At 34.3% G+C, this 18964-nt stretch carries 20 protein-coding genes; 15 read left to right on the forward strand and 5 right to left on the reverse strand.

The features are described 5' to 3' along the window. Window positions 1–195: 195 nt before the first annotated feature. The gene (locus BN349_RS01570; RefSeq protein WP_019240514.1) at window positions 196–858 is read right to left on the reverse strand and encodes a lytic transglycosylase domain-containing protein; all 663 of its coding nucleotides are present in this window, start codon (window positions 856–858) and stop codon (window positions 196–198) included. A gap of 269 nt (window positions 859–1127) precedes the next feature. After that, window positions 1128–1706 carry a CYTH domain-containing protein gene (locus BN349_RS01580; RefSeq protein ID WP_019240516.1) on the reverse strand — a complete coding sequence of 193 codons (579 nt, stop codon included), beginning with the start codon at window positions 1704–1706 and terminating at the stop codon, window positions 1128–1130. Between the two features lie 111 nt (window positions 1707–1817). Here BN349_RS01580 and BN349_RS01585 point away from each other — a divergent pair, with 111 nt between their 5' ends. The 4 genes from BN349_RS01585 to BN349_RS01600 are packed head-to-tail and all read left to right on the forward strand — an operon-like array spanning window position 1818 to window position 4604. Continuing rightward, the gene (locus tag BN349_RS01585; protein WP_019240517.1) at window positions 1818–2183 is read left to right on the forward strand and encodes a hypothetical protein; all 366 of its coding nucleotides are present in this window, start codon (window positions 1818–1820) and stop codon (window positions 2181–2183) included. 23 nt (window positions 2184–2206) lie between these two features. Next, window positions 2207–2848, forward strand: a complete 642-nt coding sequence (locus BN349_RS01590) for a GTP pyrophosphokinase (RefSeq protein WP_019240518.1) — start codon at window positions 2207–2209, stop codon at window positions 2846–2848. Window positions 2849–2887: 39 nt separating this feature from the next. Continuing rightward, window positions 2888–3682, forward strand: a complete 795-nt coding sequence (locus BN349_RS01595) for an NAD kinase (protein WP_019240519.1) — start codon at window positions 2888–2890, stop codon at window positions 3680–3682. A gap of 37 nt (window positions 3683–3719) precedes the next feature. Continuing rightward, window positions 3720–4604 carry an RluA family pseudouridine synthase gene (locus BN349_RS01600; RefSeq protein WP_019240520.1) on the forward strand — a complete coding sequence of 295 codons (885 nt, stop codon included), beginning with the start codon at window positions 3720–3722 and terminating at the stop codon, window positions 4602–4604. A 151-nt stretch (window positions 4605–4755) separates the two neighbouring features. Here the strand turns inward: BN349_RS01600 and prpE are convergent, their stop codons facing one another. Then, complete coding sequence (prpE, locus tag BN349_RS01605; RefSeq protein ID WP_019240521.1) at window positions 4756–5496, reverse strand: bis(5'-nucleosyl)-tetraphosphatase PrpE; 741 nt, start codon at window positions 5494–5496, stop codon at window positions 4756–4758. A gap of 296 nt (window positions 5497–5792) precedes the next feature. Between prpE and mgtE the strand changes: the two genes are divergently transcribed. From mgtE to BN349_RS01620, 3 genes are all read left to right on the forward strand, one after another. Continuing rightward, window positions 5793–7166: a magnesium transporter gene (gene mgtE, locus BN349_RS01610; protein WP_019240522.1), complete on the forward strand. Its 1374-nt coding sequence runs from the start codon at window positions 5793–5795 to the stop codon at window positions 7164–7166. 340 nt (window positions 7167–7506) lie between these two features. Continuing rightward, window positions 7507–8277: an enoyl-ACP reductase FabI gene (gene fabI, locus BN349_RS01615; protein WP_019240523.1), complete on the forward strand. Its 771-nt coding sequence runs from the start codon at window positions 7507–7509 to the stop codon at window positions 8275–8277. 99 nt (window positions 8278–8376) lie between these two features. Next, the gene (locus BN349_RS01620; RefSeq protein WP_019240524.1) at window positions 8377–9216 is read left to right on the forward strand and encodes a DegV family protein; all 840 of its coding nucleotides are present in this window, start codon (window positions 8377–8379) and stop codon (window positions 9214–9216) included. A gap of 157 nt (window positions 9217–9373) precedes the next feature. On the opposite strand, the gene BN349_RS01625 is transcribed toward BN349_RS01620, so the two are convergent. Next, the gene (locus tag BN349_RS01625) at window positions 9374–11500 is read right to left on the reverse strand and encodes a helix-turn-helix domain-containing protein (RefSeq protein ID WP_019240525.1); all 2127 of its coding nucleotides are present in this window, start codon (window positions 11498–11500) and stop codon (window positions 9374–9376) included. 239 nt (window positions 11501–11739) lie between these two features. On the opposite strand from BN349_RS01625, the gene BN349_RS01630 reads away from it, so the two are divergent. The 5 genes from BN349_RS01630 (at window position 11740) to BN349_RS01650 (ending at window position 16652) form a co-directional block, all read left to right on the forward strand. Further along, window positions 11740–12918 (forward strand): M20 family metallopeptidase, encoded by a 1179-nt coding sequence (locus BN349_RS01630; RefSeq protein ID WP_019240526.1) that lies wholly within the window; start codon window positions 11740–11742, stop codon window positions 12916–12918. Between the two features lie 157 nt (window positions 12919–13075). Next, on the forward strand, window positions 13076–14269 hold the full coding sequence (locus tag BN349_RS01635) for a hypothetical protein (protein ID WP_019240527.1): 1194 nt from the start codon (window positions 13076–13078) through the stop codon (window positions 14267–14269). A 160-nt stretch (window positions 14270–14429) separates the two neighbouring features. Beyond that, window positions 14430–15584: an amidohydrolase gene (locus tag BN349_RS01640; RefSeq protein ID WP_034293306.1), complete on the forward strand. Its 1155-nt coding sequence runs from the start codon at window positions 14430–14432 to the stop codon at window positions 15582–15584. Window positions 15585–15721: 137 nt separating this feature from the next. Continuing rightward, window positions 15722–15973, forward strand: a complete 252-nt coding sequence (locus BN349_RS01645; protein WP_019240529.1) for a hypothetical protein — start codon at window positions 15722–15724, stop codon at window positions 15971–15973. A gap of 97 nt (window positions 15974–16070) precedes the next feature. Next, on the forward strand, window positions 16071–16652 hold the full coding sequence (locus tag BN349_RS01650; protein ID WP_019240530.1) for a CotO family spore coat protein: 582 nt from the start codon (window positions 16071–16073) through the stop codon (window positions 16650–16652). Window positions 16653–16719: 67 nt separating this feature from the next. On the opposite strand, the gene BN349_RS01655 is transcribed toward BN349_RS01650, so the two are convergent. Further along, window positions 16720–17250: a CotY/CotZ family spore coat protein gene (locus BN349_RS01655; protein ID WP_019240531.1), complete on the reverse strand. Its 531-nt coding sequence runs from the start codon at window positions 17248–17250 to the stop codon at window positions 16720–16722. Window positions 17251–17380: 130 nt separating this feature from the next. On the opposite strand from BN349_RS01655, the gene BN349_RS01660 reads away from it, so the two are divergent. The 3 genes from BN349_RS01660 (at window position 17381) to BN349_RS01675 (ending at window position 18957) form a co-directional block, all read left to right on the forward strand. After that, the gene (locus BN349_RS01660) at window positions 17381–17737 is read left to right on the forward strand and encodes a DUF1360 domain-containing protein (RefSeq protein ID WP_019240532.1); all 357 of its coding nucleotides are present in this window, start codon (window positions 17381–17383) and stop codon (window positions 17735–17737) included. Between the two features lie 157 nt (window positions 17738–17894). Then, on the forward strand, window positions 17895–18032 hold the full coding sequence (locus tag BN349_RS25700; RefSeq protein WP_019240533.1) for a hypothetical protein: 138 nt from the start codon (window positions 17895–17897) through the stop codon (window positions 18030–18032). A gap of 439 nt (window positions 18033–18471) precedes the next feature. Further along, window positions 18472–18957 (forward strand): hypothetical protein, encoded by a 486-nt coding sequence (locus BN349_RS01675; RefSeq protein ID WP_019240535.1) that lies wholly within the window; start codon window positions 18472–18474, stop codon window positions 18955–18957. Window positions 18958–18964: the final 7 nt, after the last annotated feature.

Genomic DNA, 18964 nt, shown 5'->3' on the forward strand with positions numbered 1-18964 from the left:
TTTNTTTGTTAATTTTTAGTGTTAGTGTGTAGCGACTAGGTATATTGGTGTAAGTCTTAAGAATCAATTGGAAAGTAGTGCTATAATTCATTTCTCAGTTTTTAATTGTAAAACAAAGACTATTCATAGCTCATTTGTATTTGTTAGTAACCATGAATCTGTTCAAGTCGAAGGTAATTCAAAGTACCTAGTATCTTATGCTTGGTAAGTGTTCAATACCTTCTTCACATAATTTTGTGTTTCTTTAAATGGTGGAATACCGTTATACTTGTCCACATTACCAGGACCAGCATTGTAAGCAGCTAAAGCAAGCGTTGTATTTTGATCGTATTTATCTAGCATTTGCCGTAAATATTTTGCTCCAGCCATAACGTTTTCTGTTGGATCGTAAATATTTTTAACACCGAGCCATTTTGCAGTTGATGGCATTAATTGCATTAAGCCGGATGCACCAACATGGCTCGTAGCTGTTTCGTCAAAATTAGATTCATGCTTAATAATGGATGTAAGCAGTTTAGCAGGAATATTGTATTTTTCAGCTGCTTCTCCAATTAACTTTTCATATTTTTGAGCAGAACCAGTTAGTGAAATATTGGGTATCTTTGGTGAAATCGTAGGATAATTTAGTGAAAAATTATTCGTATTCGATTGAGTCGTTCCATCAAGATTTTTTGCTAAGCTATTAATTGTTCCGAGTGTATTACTAATCGTTGATGTATTAGTTTGATCGTTTAGGAAGCTTAATAGTAATTGTTGAAATAACCCCGATGTAGAAGATGAATCATTACTGGTTTGATTAGTTGATAAACCTTGTAAAAATTGTAATTCTATTAGAGTTTTGATATCTTGTACGTTCACGTTTTCAACTCCATCCATGTAAAGAATGTATGATTAATCCATTTATAAGGACCAGTTCCGGTTTTTGAACCAAGATTACTGTCTAGCTCCAACACCATAGCCCCTCGAGGTGATAAGCCAATCTGTCCAAAAGGTCCGAGAGCAACCTTTTATCAGCCTTGTCTTATGATGGGCGGAGACCTCTATACAGGAGGTAGGTCACATTGGCGTTGCCAACAAGAGATACGAATTTAGCTGATGTTTCTTATTTTATGGTGATTGTGCTTTTCTTATTTGAATTTTGCATTGTAGAATCGTTTTATTTTATTATCGGTTTTGCGATGTGGAATATTTAGTGATTGCAATAGATTATCAAAATATTCTTTACCTGTTGAGAAATCTGTCACTTCATACTCTAACTCAAAATCCTCGTTTCCTAAATAACTACTATGATCTAAAACAAGAATTCCTCCTTTATAATTGATTTCAGCTCTCTTTGTGGCAAGTGAACCGAAAGAAATAAGTTGGTTGGCTGAAATGTCAAAATCTTTTTGCAAGATATTTGAAATGGAACCATTTATACTTTTATCATTAGAAATGATAGATTGTGCTTCTGCTTCGGTTAATTCTTCATGTGTTTCTAACAACCCTTCATTATGAGGTTGCTTTAATGTTAATGTAAATGAATGATTTTTTTCTCTAATCCGTAGGGCAGATTGATGATTTTTTAAAGAAAAATCTTCAGTGTCAAAATAATGATTAATTTGATATTTGAAGTCTTTTTCAGTTATTGAGAACTTCTCACATAAAGTACGAAATTCTTTTTCTGTAATAAGATTTTTGAATTCTATTTCTATTTCTTGTTTCATGGTATACATCCTTTCGAAAATGACTATATATAGAATCTTACTTCAACCTTAGGAATACGTTAAGGGATATGGTAAAATAAAATTGTTAGCTTGAGAGGGGAATTTATACATATGAGTAAAGTAATAAAACTTTTGAACACAAAGATTGAAAATAATAGATTGATTTTAAGTATCGATACAGAAAATATTACAGAATTTCATCCAACTGGCCAGATGTTAGTAGATTCTGACAATGTGGCATTTATATACATAATGGAGTATCAAAATGAGTATGTATGGTTATCACTGCCTCATGATTATTGGGTAACGATTAATGAAGGTAGAATAAAACAACTACAAGTATTATTACAAAATAGCAAAACAAGTATTGAACTTCCGAGTTTTATGGAGGAGTTAGATTATTTAATCGACAATATTAAAGATAATGCAAATTATGGAGAAGAAATGGTTTCTGTAGTTGAAAAAGTATTTTTGTAACAAGTTTGAGGCGGGTGCTATAGATGAACTGGGAAGATTTTCTAGCTCCATATAAACAGGCTGTAGAGGAGCTAAAGATAAAGTTAAAAGGAATGAGATCGCAATTTGAAAGAGAAAGGGTACATTCCCCCATTGAATTTGTAACAGGGAGAGTTAAACCTGTAGCTAGTATATTGGATAAGGCTGAGAGCAAAGGCATTTCAATTGACAAACTTGACGAAGAGCTTCAAGATATAGCGGGATTACGTATGATGTGTCAGTTTGTTGACGATATAAAGATAGTGGTTGAACTCTTAAGAAATAGAAATGATTTTGAAATAGTTGAGGAACGAGACTATATTTCTCACGAAAAAAGCAGTGGCTATCGCTCTTATCATGTTGTTATTAAATACCCTGTTCAAACCATTTATGGTGAAAAAAATATTTTAGCTGAAATTCAAATTCGTACATTAGCTATGAATTTTTGGGCTACTATTGAACATTCGCTAAATTATAAATATAAAGGTCAATTTCCACAGGATATAAAATTACGCTTACAGCGTGCAGCGGAAGCAGCCTATTTGCTAGATAAAGAAATGTCTGAAATTGCTCTTGAAATTCAAGAGGCACAGAGAGTTTTTTCAAGAAAGAATGATGAGGGACAGAATAAAAATAATCTTTTGTAATGTAAGGGAAGAGAAGAACTATTCATGCAGGAGGATATTATGAAATTCGCCATAACTTCAAAGGGAGATACTAAGTCAAATACACTCATGCAAAAAATGAAAACGTACTTGCAGGATTTTGACTTAGTGTTAGATGAGGAAAAACCGGATATTGTTATTTCTGTTGGTGGGGATGGAACACTTCTATATGCATTTCATCGATATAAACAGCGTTTAGACCAAACAGCATTTGTTGGTGTACATACTGGTCATTTAGGATTTTATGCCGATTGGACGCCTGATGAAATAGAAAAATTAGTGATTGCAATTGCAAAAACGCCCTTTCAAGTAGTTGAGTATCCGTTATTAGAGATTATTGTTCGATACAGACATGGAGGCAGAGCTTCAAAGTATTTAGCTTTAAATGAATCGACTGTAAAAAGCGTTGAAGGAACACTTGTGATGGATGTTGAGGTCAAAGGTCAGAACTTCGAAACATTTAGAGGAGATGGCCTTTGTATCTCGACTCCTTCAGGGAGTACAGCGTATAATAAAGCGCTTGGTGGTGCGATTATACATCCATCCATTCGAGCTATTCAATTAGCGGAGATGGCTTCTATTAACAATCGTGTATACCGAACTGTCGGTTCGCCATTGATTTTCCCAGATCATCACACTTGTATGTTAAGACCACCGAGTCAGAAAGATTTTATTATCACTGTAGATCATTTGCAAATTCTACAAAAGGATGTTAAATCGATTCAATATCGAGTGGCAGATGAAAAAATTCGCTTCGCTCGTTTCCGTCCTTTTCCTTTCTGGAGAAGAGTAAGAGATTCATTTATAGCTGATTAATAATGTAAGAAAGATTTTAAGGATAAAGGATTGTTTTATGAAAGCATTTAAATTAACATGGACGATTCACGAGAGCCAAGATTCAAAGGTATTACGAGAATTTTTAAAAGAGCAGCATATTTCTAAAGCCGCATTGGTGGATATAAAGTTTAAAGGTGGAAGAATTGAAGTTAATGGTCAAGAAGAAAATGTTCGTTATCTGTTGAAAAGTGGAGACAATGTTGAGGTTTTCTTCCCTTTAGAAACAACAAGTGAAGGTTTATTACCAGAAAATCTCCCTTTAGATATCTTATATGAAGATGATTTTGTATTAGTTTTAAATAAACCGCCATTTGTCAATACAATTCCATCAAGAGAGCATCCTACTGGAAGTATCGCTAATCGACTTGCTGGATATTATCAAGTAAATGAAATTCCCTCGACAGTCCATGTTGTTACCCGTTTGGATCGAGATACTTCAGGAATAATGTTAATTGCTAAACATCGTTATATCCATCATTTATTAAGTGAACAACAAAAAGCAGCTGGAGTGAGCCGGACGTATGAAGCTCTTGTTCACGGCAAATTAGAAGGGGAAAATGATATTGAGGAGCCTATTGGAAGAAAGTCTACTAGCATCATCGAAAGAGAAGTTAGAATGGATGGTCAGTATGCTAGAACCTCATATCAAGTATTAGAAAACTATCAAGATTTCACACATGTCCAACTGAAATTATATACAGGTCGAACACATCAAATTCGTGTCCATATGGCGTATATCCATCATCCACTCCTAGGAGATGACTTATATGGGGGCTCAAGGTTATTGATTAATAGACAAGCCTTACATTGTAAGCAACTGTCTTTTATTCATCCACATACTAATGAATTGATGACATTTGACTGTGAAATGCCTGTTGACATGAAGAAGCTGATTGAATAACAAACGGCGAGGACTCTGGTTCTTGCTGTTTTTTTGAATTGAATGAAGCAGTGATTAAGTAAATAATCGAATTTTTCGCACTGAAAATTAGCAATAAACAAACAAGAATAACAAAAAGCACATCCATTTCATTTGGAATGTGCTTCTTTTGTTATTCATCTAAATCTCGAAACTTTTCGGATACATAAGGCATAGAGGAAGGAACGCTAACTAGTTTCATTTCAGGATAGCGTAGGGCTGTTAATTTACCACCAAATACACAGCCAGTGTCTATGTTATAGGTATTATTTAAAATGAATGGATCGATTACAGGTGTATGTCCGTATACGATTGTAGCAGAACCTTTGTAGTATTTTGCCCAATTTCGTCTTATAGGATGACCGTCAGGATGGAATTGACCCGTGATGTCACCGTATAATACGAATGTTTTTACTTTTTTATCAGTACGACCAATATAATCAGCGCGGATTCCTGCATGAGCGATAACTATTTTTCCTTCATCCAGGACTTGATATAGAGGGCTATTTTCATATAAATCAATAAATTTATCGGATATAACTTTTTGCTCATTAGGTGAAAGACTTTTATATTCAGCTACAGTTGTTTCTAAACCATGTGTGATACTAACGTTTCTTCCTAAAAAGTAGCGGTAGAGCTTGTTACAGTGATTACCAGGGGAATAAAAGGCACGTTTTTTCTTAACGAGTTCGAAAACAATCTCGATGACTTTGATGGATTGTGGCCCTCTGTCCGTTAAATCTCCTACGAATGCGAGTTTTCTACCTTCTGGATGTATGGGAATGCCTGAAGACCAATTATATCCGAGGGTAGTTGTTAATTGTTCAAATTCTGGGAGGCATCCATGAATATCTCCAATGATATCGATTTTCATTTTACATTCCTCACTTTTTACGGATATTTGTATATGGTAAATATATAGGAGCTAAAACTTGACTGACTCTTTTTTGTAGCACACCAAATGAATGCTTTACTTTATAATATCATTCTAATTGTGATGTTTCATTCTTCAGATATAGTGAATATTAATATAGAAGTTCATATTTGTAAAAAATTTGTGTAAGAATACAATAAACTAGCGACAAGCCCATATAGTTTTGCTAGTATAGTGAAGGTGAGTTGACTTTACATGTAAGGAAGTAAAGCCGCTATCCGAGAGGAGGTAATGCAATGCAAGAGCAATATGAAAAAGAAGCTCCAAAATATGATGATGAACTATTATTAACAGCATTGAAAAATGATCGGCTTGATGACTTTCGAGATGAATTTATGGAACTCCATCCATATGACCAAGCGCAGTTTTTCAAAAAATTAAATGATAAATATCGATCGAAAGTATATCTTTACCTATCTCCAGAGGAAATGGCTGAGCTGTTTGAGAATTTAGATGAAGATGATGAAAATGTTGAAGAGATTTTATCTGAAATGAATCCTTCATATGCTGCAGATATGCTAGCAGAAATGTATACAGATGATGCTGTAGACGTTCTGAATGAACTTGATAAAGAACAAGTGGTAAGCTATTTAACGATAATGGATGATGAAGCTGCTCAGGAAATACGTGAGCTTTTACACTATGAAGAATATACAGCTGGTAGTATTATGACAACAGAATTTGTTGCCATATCTGCGAATCAGACGGTTCGCTCGGCAATGCTTATTCTGAAAAAGGAAGCTCCAGAAGCAGAAGTTATTTATTATGTGTACGTTATAGATGAAGATAAAAAACTAGTCGGTGTTATTTCTTTACGTGATTTAATCATTAGTGATGATGATACGATGATTTCTGAAATTATGAATGATCGTGTGACGCACGTATCAGTTAGTGATGATCAGGAAGAAGTAGCACGAATGATGAAAGACTATGATTTCTTAGCTGTTCCAGTTGTCGACTTTCAAAATCACTTACTTGGGATTATTACTGTTGATGATATTATGGACGTTATGGATGAAGAAGCTTCAGATGACTATTCTAAATTAGCCGGTTTACCAGATGGTGATCGTGTAGATCGAAATCCTTTCAGCGCTGCTAGAAAAAGGTTGCCTTGGCTCATTATTTTGTTATTTTTAGGAATGCTGACGGCCAGTTTGATTGGACGTTTTGAGGATGCATTAAGTCAAAAAGCAATGCTAGCAATATTTATTCCTTTAATTGGTGGGATGGCCGGGAATTCTGGAACACAGGCTCTAGCCGTAGCTGTTCGTGGAATTGCAACTGGAGAACTTGAAGAAGTTAGTAAGTGGAAGCTAGTCTTTAGAGAAGCAAGTACAGGGATGATTACAGGAGCCACATGTGGTGCAATTATAGCTGGTGTCATTTATTTTTGGTATGGAGATTTATATTTAGGCATCTTGGTTGGATTCTCTATATTTGCTACGATTATATTTGCTACCTTAGCAGGTACGCTTGTACCTTTGCTTATGCATAAAATGAAAATTGACCCTGCTGTAGCTTCCGGGCCATTTATTACAACAATTAGTGATATTATTAGTATTTTAATTTATTTTGGCTTAGCTACACTATTGATGAGTTATTTATTATAAAAAAGAGTAATTGTCTTGTGAATAAAGACGAATAAAGATGTGAGATTACATCTTTATTCGTCTTTTTTACATTTAGATTCTGATCCGTAAGGCCCTTTGGGAAGTAGCGTGAAAAAACAATAGCTACAAGTAAGGAGATGTGTCATGTACATGTAAAAAATGCACGGATTGGGGTCATAATGAACAATAAATAGTAACAAGTACCATATAGAAAAAAGGACGCTAAAGAAAAATTTATTAAAAAACATAAACTCCTTCTTTTCAGATAACCATTTTTTAGTTATAATAAATATTAGTACTAGGTACTAATAACTTGTTCTAATTAGGAGGCATAGGAGAGATGACTCTTTCTTTACACGGAAAAACATTTGTTGTTATGGGAGTTGCTAATAAACGTAGTATTGCTTGGGGAATTGCACGTTCATTGCATGAAGCTGGAGCAAACTTAATTTTTACATATGCAGGTGAAAGACTGGAAAAAAGTGTGAGAGAATTAGCAGGTTCTTTAGACACATCATACTCAGTGTTGCCTTGTGATGTAACAAGTGATGAAGATATTGCAAAATGCTTTAAACAGATTAAAGAAGAAGCTAGTGTTATACATGGGGTAGCACATTGTATAGCTTTTGCTAATAAAGAAGACTTAGCTGGTGATTATTGTGAAACAAGCCGTGAAGGATTTTTATTAGCTCATAATATAAGTTCTTACTCGTTAACAGCAGTTGCAAAAGAAGCTCAATTGCTAATGACAGAAGGCGGTAGCATTGTTACCTTAACTTACTTAGGCGGAGAACGCGTAATGCCTAACTATAATGTGATGGGAGTAGCGAAAGCATCACTTGATGCAAGTGTAAGATATCTGGCTAGCGACCTAGGGAAAAAAGGAATTCGTGTAAATTCTATTTCTGCTGGACCGATTCGTACATTATCAGCTAAGGGTATTAGTGATTTTAATTCGATCTTAAAGGAAATCGAAGAACGTGCACCTTTACGTCGAGTAACGACACCTGAAGAAGTGGGAGATACAGCTGTATTCTTATTTAGTGATATGTCACGAGGAATTACTGGAGAAAATCTTCATGTTGATTCAGGATATCATATTTTAGGATAAACCATAGTTGGAAGCTACTCAATCAAACGGTTGGGTAGCTTCCTTTATAAATCAGATAAATTTAAATATTATCGGGATTTTGACATCAGGAGAGATATAATGAGAAAAAAAATTGCGTGGATTACAGATAGTGCTTTGTCTTTATCTAAAGAATATTGTGAAGAAAATCACATATATATTGTGCCTTTAAATGTTATATTTGGCCAAAAATCATATCGTGATGGAGTAGATATCACAACAGAAGAATTCTATACAAAGTTAAAAGAAAGTCAAACAAAAGCAAAAACAAGTCAACCGATTTATGGAGATTTTATTGAATTGTACACGAAACTTAAAAAGGATTATGACTACGCCATTGCTATTCATGCCTCAAGTGCCTTAACAGGAACTTATCAAAGCTCTAGTACGGCATCTGTAATTACAGAATTTCCAAATGTTGAGGTGATTGATAGTAAGATTGGAGATTATTGCTTGAAATATATGGTTCAAAAAGGTGTTGAATTGGAAAAGGAAGGGAAATGTTTTGAAGAAATTGTTGAAACTTTACGTACATTACCTGAACAAACAAATATGTATATCCTTCCTGCTAGCTTAGAGCAATTAAAGAAGAGTGGTCGAGTGAGTAGTGCACAAAAATTTGCTAGTTTGCTAAATATAAAACTTATCATAAAGTTTGATGATGGCAAAGTTGTGGTTGATGAAAAAATCAGAAGTGATAAAAAAGCAAAAGCGTATTTATCCGGAAAAATCGAAGAGGCATATAAACGGGGTGTACGTACATTTTGCTTTAGTCATGCTAAAAATAAAGAAGTAGTTGAGTCATGGAAGAAAGAGTTAATAGAAAAATATCGTGAAATTACTCTACTCGATCAATATTTAGTCCCGGTAGCAGGAGTCCATGCGGGTTTTGGAACTATTGCTATATCATGGATGGATTAAATTCAAAGAATAAGATATTAATTGAAAACTAGATAACATGAATGATGCAAAAGTAGAGTAGAGGCTATCCCAAGTAGGGAAGCCTCTGTATTTGGTTGTTATACATTACTATTTTGAATAAGAGGGGTGCAACTCTGAAAATAGAAACTTAGATAAATTATAATGAGACGATAGGCTTTGCTAATTTTCCTTGCAAATGACAGGCTAATAATATTTGTAAAAAGTCATCTGGATGATTCAATTTGAGCTGTAATAGTTCCTCAATTAATTTAATTCGATGATACAGTGTATTTTTATGGATATGCAGCTTTTTTGCTGTTTCGTTAACGGATTTATTTAAGGAAACATATGTGTACAGCGTTTTTTCTAGGTCGTTATTACGACTTTTTTCAGATTTTAGAGGTGATAAAATATCATTGGAATAATTCTCAATTTCTGTAGTTGTTTGTGAAAGAAACAAACGATCTATTCCTATTTTCTTGTAATTCATAATCCCTGATTTTTTTTGATTTAGAGCATAAGATAAAGTTTTTAGAGCTTCTTTATAACAATGCTGAATCGCTGGAATACCTAACTGCTGAGTACTTAGGCCACCATATACATTCATTTCTTCACGATTAGCAAGTTTAAAGATTAGAGCTTGAAGTTCATCCATAAATTGGCTTATTTTCATAGGATCAATTGCTGATAATAGAATGGTAACTTTATTGTGAAAACCAAATATCATTGACCCTTGTTCAGGGATAACTTGTTTGATATTTGAAATTAATCGATGGATAAAAGCCTCAGAAGCTTGGAAGTCTTTTTCTGAATCAGATGATACTTCTAATAAAAGGATGGTAAAGAAAGCTTTTCTATTGAAACCAAGTGATTCGCCATGCTTTTCTAGTACTCTAGGTTCATTGAATTGTAATAATTCAGTAAATAATTCTTGTGTTTTTTTATAGTAAACCTCTGCTTGTGTTTTTCTTTTAGTTAATTCAAGAGCAAGAATAGAACATGCTTGTTCAATGGTCATCTTATCGTGTGCTGAAATGGGTGAGAAAAAAGGTAAGATAAAGCACCCCAATGTAACATGATTAGAAAGAATAGGATAAATATAATAGGTAATATCTTGTTTATCGACAATATTTATGAAGAAAGGTTTTTTATAGGTTCTTAGTATCCAAGAACATTCATCATTACTTAAGTATGGATAGTTCAATTTCTTTTTTGGGAAAAGCTGTGAATCTAAATGGTCATAAAAGAAAAGCTCTTTATTCATAATACGATTTAATTCTTGAATAATAGACTCCAAGCTTTTATTTTGCAATGAGAATTGGGTTAACATTTCATGTATTACCGCTCTCCTTGATAACAATTCATTTTTTTTCTCTAATTGCTGCGTTAGCTTAGTGATCTCTTCTAAGCGATTATTGGCTTGTTCAAAAAGTCTAGCGTTATTGATAGCAATGACAGCATGCACCGCAAAGCCTTGCAATAATCGTAAATCCTCTTCACACATTTGCCCTTTTGCATTATGCTGCTGGACAGTCATTACCCCTATTTTTTTCTCCCCAAGTAATAATGGAACGCAAATCATAGATTTCAATTTTAAAAAATCAATCGAACTCTGAATATAATGAAAGTTTTGTTCAGATATATCTTTCATTCCTTTGTAAATATCGGACCGTGAATAATAAATAACAGCTTCACTTTCTTTGAAAACTTTTCCAGTTATCGATTCGCCAATTTTCATTTTTATCTCATATAAATTGTCGTTAAATCCAATGGCAACTTTAGGTGTAAGACAGTGAGAAATTTCATCATAGAGGAGTAGATACCCTGCATCTGCTGCCTGTATGACACTTAATGCTTGAAAGATAATATTATTTAGTACATCTTTTAGTTCTAGAGAAGATGTAACGGAGCGGATGCTTTCAATCATACTAGAAATCTCATCTTCTTTTGCTTGCATTTTTGTTTCCATTTGTAAATAGGAGAAAATTACATAGAGTGTTTCTAAATCTTCTATAGAAAAGTCTATGTTAGTAGACGAAAGACATAATAGGATTTTATGATCATCAGAATATGTAAAGCACAATAGAGTCATTGCTTCATCTTTGTATATAGTTATTTTTTCATTTGTATATGGTAAAGATAATAAATCATATTTTTTTCTCATATTTCCGTGTTCTAGTAGTAATTGATGTTGTGATTGAATATTTTGATAATAATAAATCTGAAAAGCTGTATTATGGAACTTTTTATGTAGTAAGGAGTATAAATGTTGATTTTTTATCATGGAAACACCTCCGTATTAGACAAGTATACAATACAATTTCATTTTTATTGTACAAATAACCATTGATTATTTATTTTCAGATAATTTAATATATTCTGTATAAACTAGTTGATCAAATGGTTATATTCTTTTCTATTTGTAAAAGTTAGATAGAGTTTGTTTGAACATAGGCAATTTATAATCTTTAAATCTACTAATCTGATTCAAATACTTTGAAAAATTAAAGGAGATGAATGGTTTTGGAAAAGCTATATGAATTGTTAGATCAAGCATATGAAGAGATGGTTGAGGTTCGTAGGTATTTACATCAGTATCCTGAGCTTTCATTTCAAGAAGAAAAAACACCTACATATATCGCTCAGTATCATGAGAATTTAGGACATAAAGTTCGTGTAAAAGTAGGTGGCCGGGGAGTTGTGGCAACTTTAGAAGGAGGAAAGCCAGGTAAGACAGTAGCGTTACGAGCTGATTTTGATGCTTTACCTATTCAAGAGGAGACGGATGTACCTTATAAATCAAAGGTGGATGGGGTCATGCATGCCTGTGGACATGATACACATACGGCAACTCTTCTTGTACTTGCGAAAGTATTAAATCGAATGAAAGATGAAATCGAAGGAAATGTCGTGTTTATTCATCAGCATGCTGAAGAAGTGCTTCCTGGCGGTGCAATCGCAATGATTGAAGACGGCTGCTTAGATGGTGTAGATGTCATTTTCGGTCAACACATTTGGGCAGATACTCCTATAGGTACAGTAGAATATCGTACTGGTCCTATGATGGCGGCTGCTGACTTCTTTAAGGTGAAAATTCAAGGGAGAGGTGGCCATGGCTCTCAGCCTCATTTAACAAAGGATAGTATTGTCATTGGAGCACAACTAGTAGGGAATCTACAGCAAATTGTATCACGGAGAATTGACCCACTTGATTCAGCTGTACTTTCGGTTGGTTCTTTTGAAGCGAAAAATGCAGCGAATATTATTGCGGATACCGTTACTCTGTCGGGAACGGTTCGTACGTTTAAAGAAAGCATTCGAGAATCGATTGAAGAAGAAATTGATCGTATTATAAAAGGGACTTGCCTTGCTGGCAATGTAGAGTGCGAATTTGAATATCAAAAGGGATACCCAGCTGTAAATAACTATGAGGAAGAAACGGATTTTATTAAAGAGCTTGCAGGAGCTGTACCTGGAGTTACAGCTGTAGAAGAAAGCAAACCACAAATGGGCGGAGAGGACTTTTCCTATTATCTTCATCATGTTAGAGGAGCTTTTTTCTTTACTGGTGCTGGTAACCCGAATTTACAGGCTAATTACCCTCATCATCATCCGAAATTTAATATTGATGAAAGTGGTATGTTAATTGCAGCAAAAGTTCTGGGAAATGCAACATTAGCTTATTTAGAAAATAACAAATAACAATAGTATGAGTCATCATAAATAAGAGGTTTTAGTTAGGAGCTTGATTGATTTCAAAATGAAGGGGCTCTTAACTATCATAAATTCAGCAATCTAGGGATGTGGACTATTTCTAGATACTGATTGTGCCTAGTTCATATGAAAGAAGGGGAATTCATTGTCTCAATTATTGGCATTAGTTATCGTATTAGGTATTTTATTTATTGGAGATATTGTCGCGGTTCGTACGAAGGCATGGATTCCATCTGTATTTATTTGTGCGGTTTTATTTTTACTAGGCTATTGGACGTTTTTTCCGAAAGAAATCGTATCAATAGCAGGTGTACCACCTGTTGTAGCAACTATGGTTATGTATCTTCTCATTGTTAACATGGGAACTCTACTTTCTATCCAGGAATTGATTAGACAATGGAAAACGATACTAATTGCTTTATCAGGAATTTTAGGAATTATTGTTTTATTATTTGGAATAGCGTCCTTTATCTTTGATGTACAGACTGTTATCGTTGCCATCCCACCTTTGGTAGGAGGAGTCGTATCTGCGTTAATTATGTCAGAAGGAGCAAAAGAAGCTGGCTTAATGAGTTTATCGGTCTTTGCGATTGTCATTTATGTAATGCAAGGATTTGCAGGCTATCCGCTAACGGCGATAGCTTTGAAAAAAGAAGGGAAAAGACTGCTAACTGATTTAAGAAATGGAAAATTAATCATGAAGGAAGCTAATAATGAAATAGCTTCTACAAAAGAACCGGTGGAATTAAAGCTTTTTAAAAAATTACCAGAACAATATAACACAGATTATTTTAAATTCTTGAGAGTAGCCATCGTAGGTTTTCTTGCATATTCAGTATCCACTCTTTTAAATCCGATTGTAGTAATCAGTCCGTTTGTACTTTGTTTAGTTTTTGGTGTTATTGCAACTACAATAGGTTTCTTAGAGAAACAGCCGTTACAAAAAGCAAATGGGTTCGGGTTCGTACTGATGGTACTTATGCTATTTATTTTTGATGGTTTAAAATCTGCGACACCAAGCATGATGATTGAAATCATTTATCCGTTAGTGATCTGCATAGCTTTAGCGGTTGTAGGAATGTATATTTTTTCATTTATCGCCGGGAAAATATTAAAAGTTAGTCCGAATATGGCATTTGCTGTATCATTAACTGCTCTATTTGGTTTTCCAGCTGATTATATCATTACAAATGAAGTTATTAAGTCATTAACGAAAGACGAAAAAGAACGAGAGGTTCTAACAAATCACATGCTACCACCAATGTTAGTTGGAGGATTTATAACGGTTACTATTGTATCAGTTGTATTGGCGGGTATATTTGTAGGTTTCTTGAAGTAGAAGGAGAGGGATTGTTTCAAAAGCGATGAAAAGATCACTTTTGAAACAACCCTATGTTCCTATTGGCATAGTTTATTACTATGTAAGCAAATGTTCAGCTAAAAAGGATTTTTTACTGGAAAGGAGACTTATCTTGGTTATTCATGACAAAATAACAGAAATGATTCGAGGATATAATGACGAGCTCGTTCAAATACGTAGGAAGTTGCATAGTGAACCTGAATTATCATGGGAGGAAGAACAGACTACAGAATTTATATGCAAATACCTTGAACGTTTGGGGGTATCTTATCGGAGAACTGAACCTACAGGAGTGATTGCAACGATAAAGGGTGGGCAATTAGGTAAAACGATAGCATTAAGAGCAGATATGGATGCATTGTCTGTTGATCAGCTTAATCAGAATATTGAATATGTATCTAAAAAGCCTGGAAAAATGCATGCGTGTGGACATGATGCTCATACATCGATGCTTTTAATTGCAGCAAAAGTATTGAATGAGATAAGAACTGAGTTGGATGGAGATGTCCGTTTGATTTTTCAACCTGCCGAAGAAGTTGGCGAAGGTGCTAAGGAGATGGTTAAACAAGGTGCCGTTGAAGGAGTGGATCAAGTTTTTGGGATACATATTTGGTCGCAAATGCCTACACATAAGGTATCTTGTGTTTCAGGGGCTTCATTTGCATCAGCTGACGTTTTTAAAGTAACTTTCAAAGGTCGAGGAGGCCATGGAGCTATTCCGCAGGATTGTATTGATACGGCAATTATTGCTTCTAATTTTGTTATGAATGTACAATCGATTGTTTCAAGAACTATTGATCCACATCATCCAGCTGTACTGACTATTGGGAGAATGGATGTTGGCACTAGATTTAATATTATAGCAGAGAATGCTGTAATTGAAGGAACAGTAAGATGCTTTGATGCTGAAACGAGGGATCATATCGAAAAGCAGCTTCACCATTATGCAGAAAATATAGCTAGTATTTATGGAGCAACAGCGATTGTAGAATATAGAAGAGGTACATTACCAGTCGTCAACGATGAAACAAGCGCATTACTTGTCCAAAGAGTTGTTGCGGAAGCATTTGGCGAGGATCAAGTATATAACGAAAAGCCAACGATGGTAGCGGAAGATTTCAGCTTTTATACAGAAAAGATTCCAGGAAGCTTTGCTCTTGTTGGAAGTGGTAATCCTACAAAAGATACAGAATGGGCCCATCATCATGGAATGTTTAATATAGATGAAGAAGCTCTTACTACAGGTGCAGAACTGTATGCTCAAATGGCATGGGCCTATTTGAATAGAGTTTAGCAGTTTTTTGAAGACTGTCTTTCGCTTTCGCTATTAGTACTTATTGTTTAAGTTTTTACACTATATAAAGAGTGAAACTTGCTGATAAGTAGACTATATAAAAGCTAACAATACATGCATGGATAGTAGGTGACATAATGAAGGTGAATCTGAATACTTATATAATGAAGGATACGGTTGGTTTGATGAATAATCGGACAAATCCTTATAACAATCATACAAGTATGACTAAAGAATTAACTCAAAACGGTGATTCAATCGAAATCTCGTCAAATAAATGGTGGAAAAATAACATTATCAACGAATGCTTAGAAATAAAGAAACGACTCAAAGATGATAAGATATCATTTTTGAGTCGTTTCTTTATTAATATACTACGGTACTGTTAATTTTTACATGGACATGCATAATTATCTCAATTCAGAATATGTATCGTTATAGAATATATCCTTTGACAAAGTAGATTGAATGTCAGGAGGGGAAGATGTGAGTAAAGAAAAAGATCAAGATCAAAAACAACCATATATGTATATTGTTCAGCCAGAAATTTCGCCTCCAGAATCCAATATGCAGGATCAATATCGAGCTGTAATTGAGGAAACAGAGCATACTGAAAAGTCTGATGAAGGATTGCATCAGAATAGTACCGATGAAATTGTGATTGTTAGCTCTGAAAAAGTGAAAACAACTCCATTTGCTAGTGAAATTTCCATATATGATGAACAACAAAGTATGGAGGATTCGAAGGAAGTAGTCGAAGTGTCAACAGGTGTCCAGCTTGACCAGAAAGATGAAAAAGGAAAAAAAAGACCACCTAGAAGAAAAACAAATAAAAAGCAAAAATTTAATGAGATGTCAAAGGAAGAACTCGTTACGTACTTGGCGAGAATGCCAGCTGCAGTACCTAAACCAACTTGTTTTATGGTCATTAAAGGCAAAAGGGTAAGAGGGCAAGTTCAAAGGAAGAGAGGAGAAGATTTTTTTGTAAAGGTCTTAGTTGGAGATCGAGATGATACGATGATTGTTAAAATGGACGATATAGAAGAAATTAAAGTGGAAAATTTATAGAGATATTAGCACTTCAGATTCATGATAAAAATAGAGGCTACTGAACACAGTAGCCTTTATTTGCTCATTAAACAGTATGAATTGGTGGTAAGCATGTAACGGACGTAAATGCTTTCAAATCAACTGTTACACATATGCCAGTTCGAACGATTTTCTTTGCACGCTGTAATTCATCAGCTAAAAACTCATCGAACTCTGACTCGCATTGAGAAGTCGATTGGGCTTGATTGCTTTCTAGAGTACCATCGAAATCCTCAAAGCTAGTATGATCAGGAATTACTTTTAGTAACTCTAATGTTGCACAACCAGTTTCTGAAGAAACTTCACTAACACGGAATAAGAAGCTTTTCACTACTTTGAAAAGTCGATCTTCTTGACGGCTTCTTATACAACCAGCTGCTGAGAATGGGTTACATCCACACGTTAATAGCACAGGAATTGTGTCAAAACCTCTATTTCTAATTTGGCCATTTAGTTCTTCGATAGCTTGTCGGCAACCAGATCTGCAATCTTCTTCAATTCTTTCCTGAGCTTCTGCTACAGATTGTAGGGTTGAAGAAACACAGTCGTTTGTAAAATTGTCATGTCCACAACTCATTCATATTCCTCCTAATAGTTATTTAACATCTATCACTTACAGAGTATGAAGAGACGTTTCAAAATGAATGAGTTACTTGCCTATTTTAGTGTATTTGTCATAGAGCATTAAAGGAAAGTGGAGGATCTTAATGATTGAAAATTTCTTGGATTTAGTGTTGTTGTCTTTAGCGAGCTTTCGTTTAACACGTTTAATTGTATTTGATAAAATCACTTCTTTTTTACGAAAGCCTTTTTTTGAAGAAGTAGTAGAAAAAAATGCGCAAGGAGAAACGGAAGTATATATTGTACCGAAAAAATCCGGCTTAAAAGGGTGGATTGGGGAGCTACTAAGCTGTTATTGGTGTACAGGTGTATGGATTACGATGTTCATTGTACTTATATCTTATCTTATCCCTTATTGGTCCAATCCAATTATAGTCGTATTAGCAGTAGCAGGTCTTGCTTCTTTGTTTGAGACCGTTGTTCAGTTTTTTATCCGAGAATAAATACTTAGCCTGATTCATATAAAAATAACTGTAACTTGAAGCTACGGATTTTTTTAGGCAACTGGTTAAAATACTTGCATTTAGGCAAAAGGATGAAACAAGCTTTATTTTCAATCATATAGTAGAGTATAGAAATAAATATTAGGAGGTATGCTCCGTGATGCAGAATAAATATATTATTCATTCTTATCCGAATCCATATCAAAATCCTTATCAGCAGCCAGTTAAGAAAGAACCAAATTACAAGAAAAAATCTGGTGGATGTGGCTGTGGTAAAAAGAAAAAATATTATTAAGAAATATAGAACTGTAAAGAAATGCAGCAATGCATTTCTTTTTTGTTTGGTTATGTTAAATTTAATGGTTGATAATGGCTTGAATCCATTTGTTTTTGCGGTACTACTAAGCCTCCTCACCTCTAATACACTGTGGTCTCTTGTTTTTCTTGTATCTGTCGTAGGAGTTTTACGGATTTTTGACTATTCATTTCTGGTTGGAAATTAACGGCTATTCGTTACAGAGCCTTTTACTTTTATGAGAAGATTTTGCTACTTTATGAATATAAATTTGCAGCAAAAGTGGTTCGGTTGAACATGAAATGTCTTTTTTATTTTTTGATGGTGATTCAAACATTTTAATTATGTTTCTTTTAAACAATACAAACACGTTTTTTCTCATAATTTTTCTGAGTTTGTAAATTATAAAGTCATAGCAGTAATTGTAAGGAGTGAAAAAATGATAATGGTTCGATGGACTCGATTATTATTCATAGTGATGTTAGGGGCTTTTTTATTTATAGCAGGCTGTATGGATACGAATAAAAAAGGCGAAGCCAAGATGGCATTATTTAAAACGACAAATCCTCACCCAGCGGTATTATATGAAACACCCGAAGAATTTAAGTTTGCTGAAGATTTGCAGAAGTATGTTCTAGAATTTCCTGATATATATGATGCTGCTATTATCACTGGGAAAAAAAGAGTACTTGTGGCTTACAAAGTAAAACATATGAAACGGTTTGGCATGAAAAAGATTGAAAAAGATTTAAAAAAGAAGTTAGAAGAAAAATATAGTGACCATAAGTTTACCGTTTCAAGTGATTATAAAATCTTTTTAGAGGCCGTTGAATTAAATGAAGACTTGAAGGATGAGAATTATTCAAGGAAAAAAGCAAGAAAGCAATTCAAAGAAATCATTAAGCTTCAGAAGGAACAGGCATAAGGAGGTC

The organism is Bacillus sp. AP8 (assembly GCF_000321185.1).
GTDB classification, from domain to species: Bacteria; Bacillota; Bacilli; order Bacillales; family DSM-1321; genus Bacillus_AD; species Bacillus_AD massilioanorexius.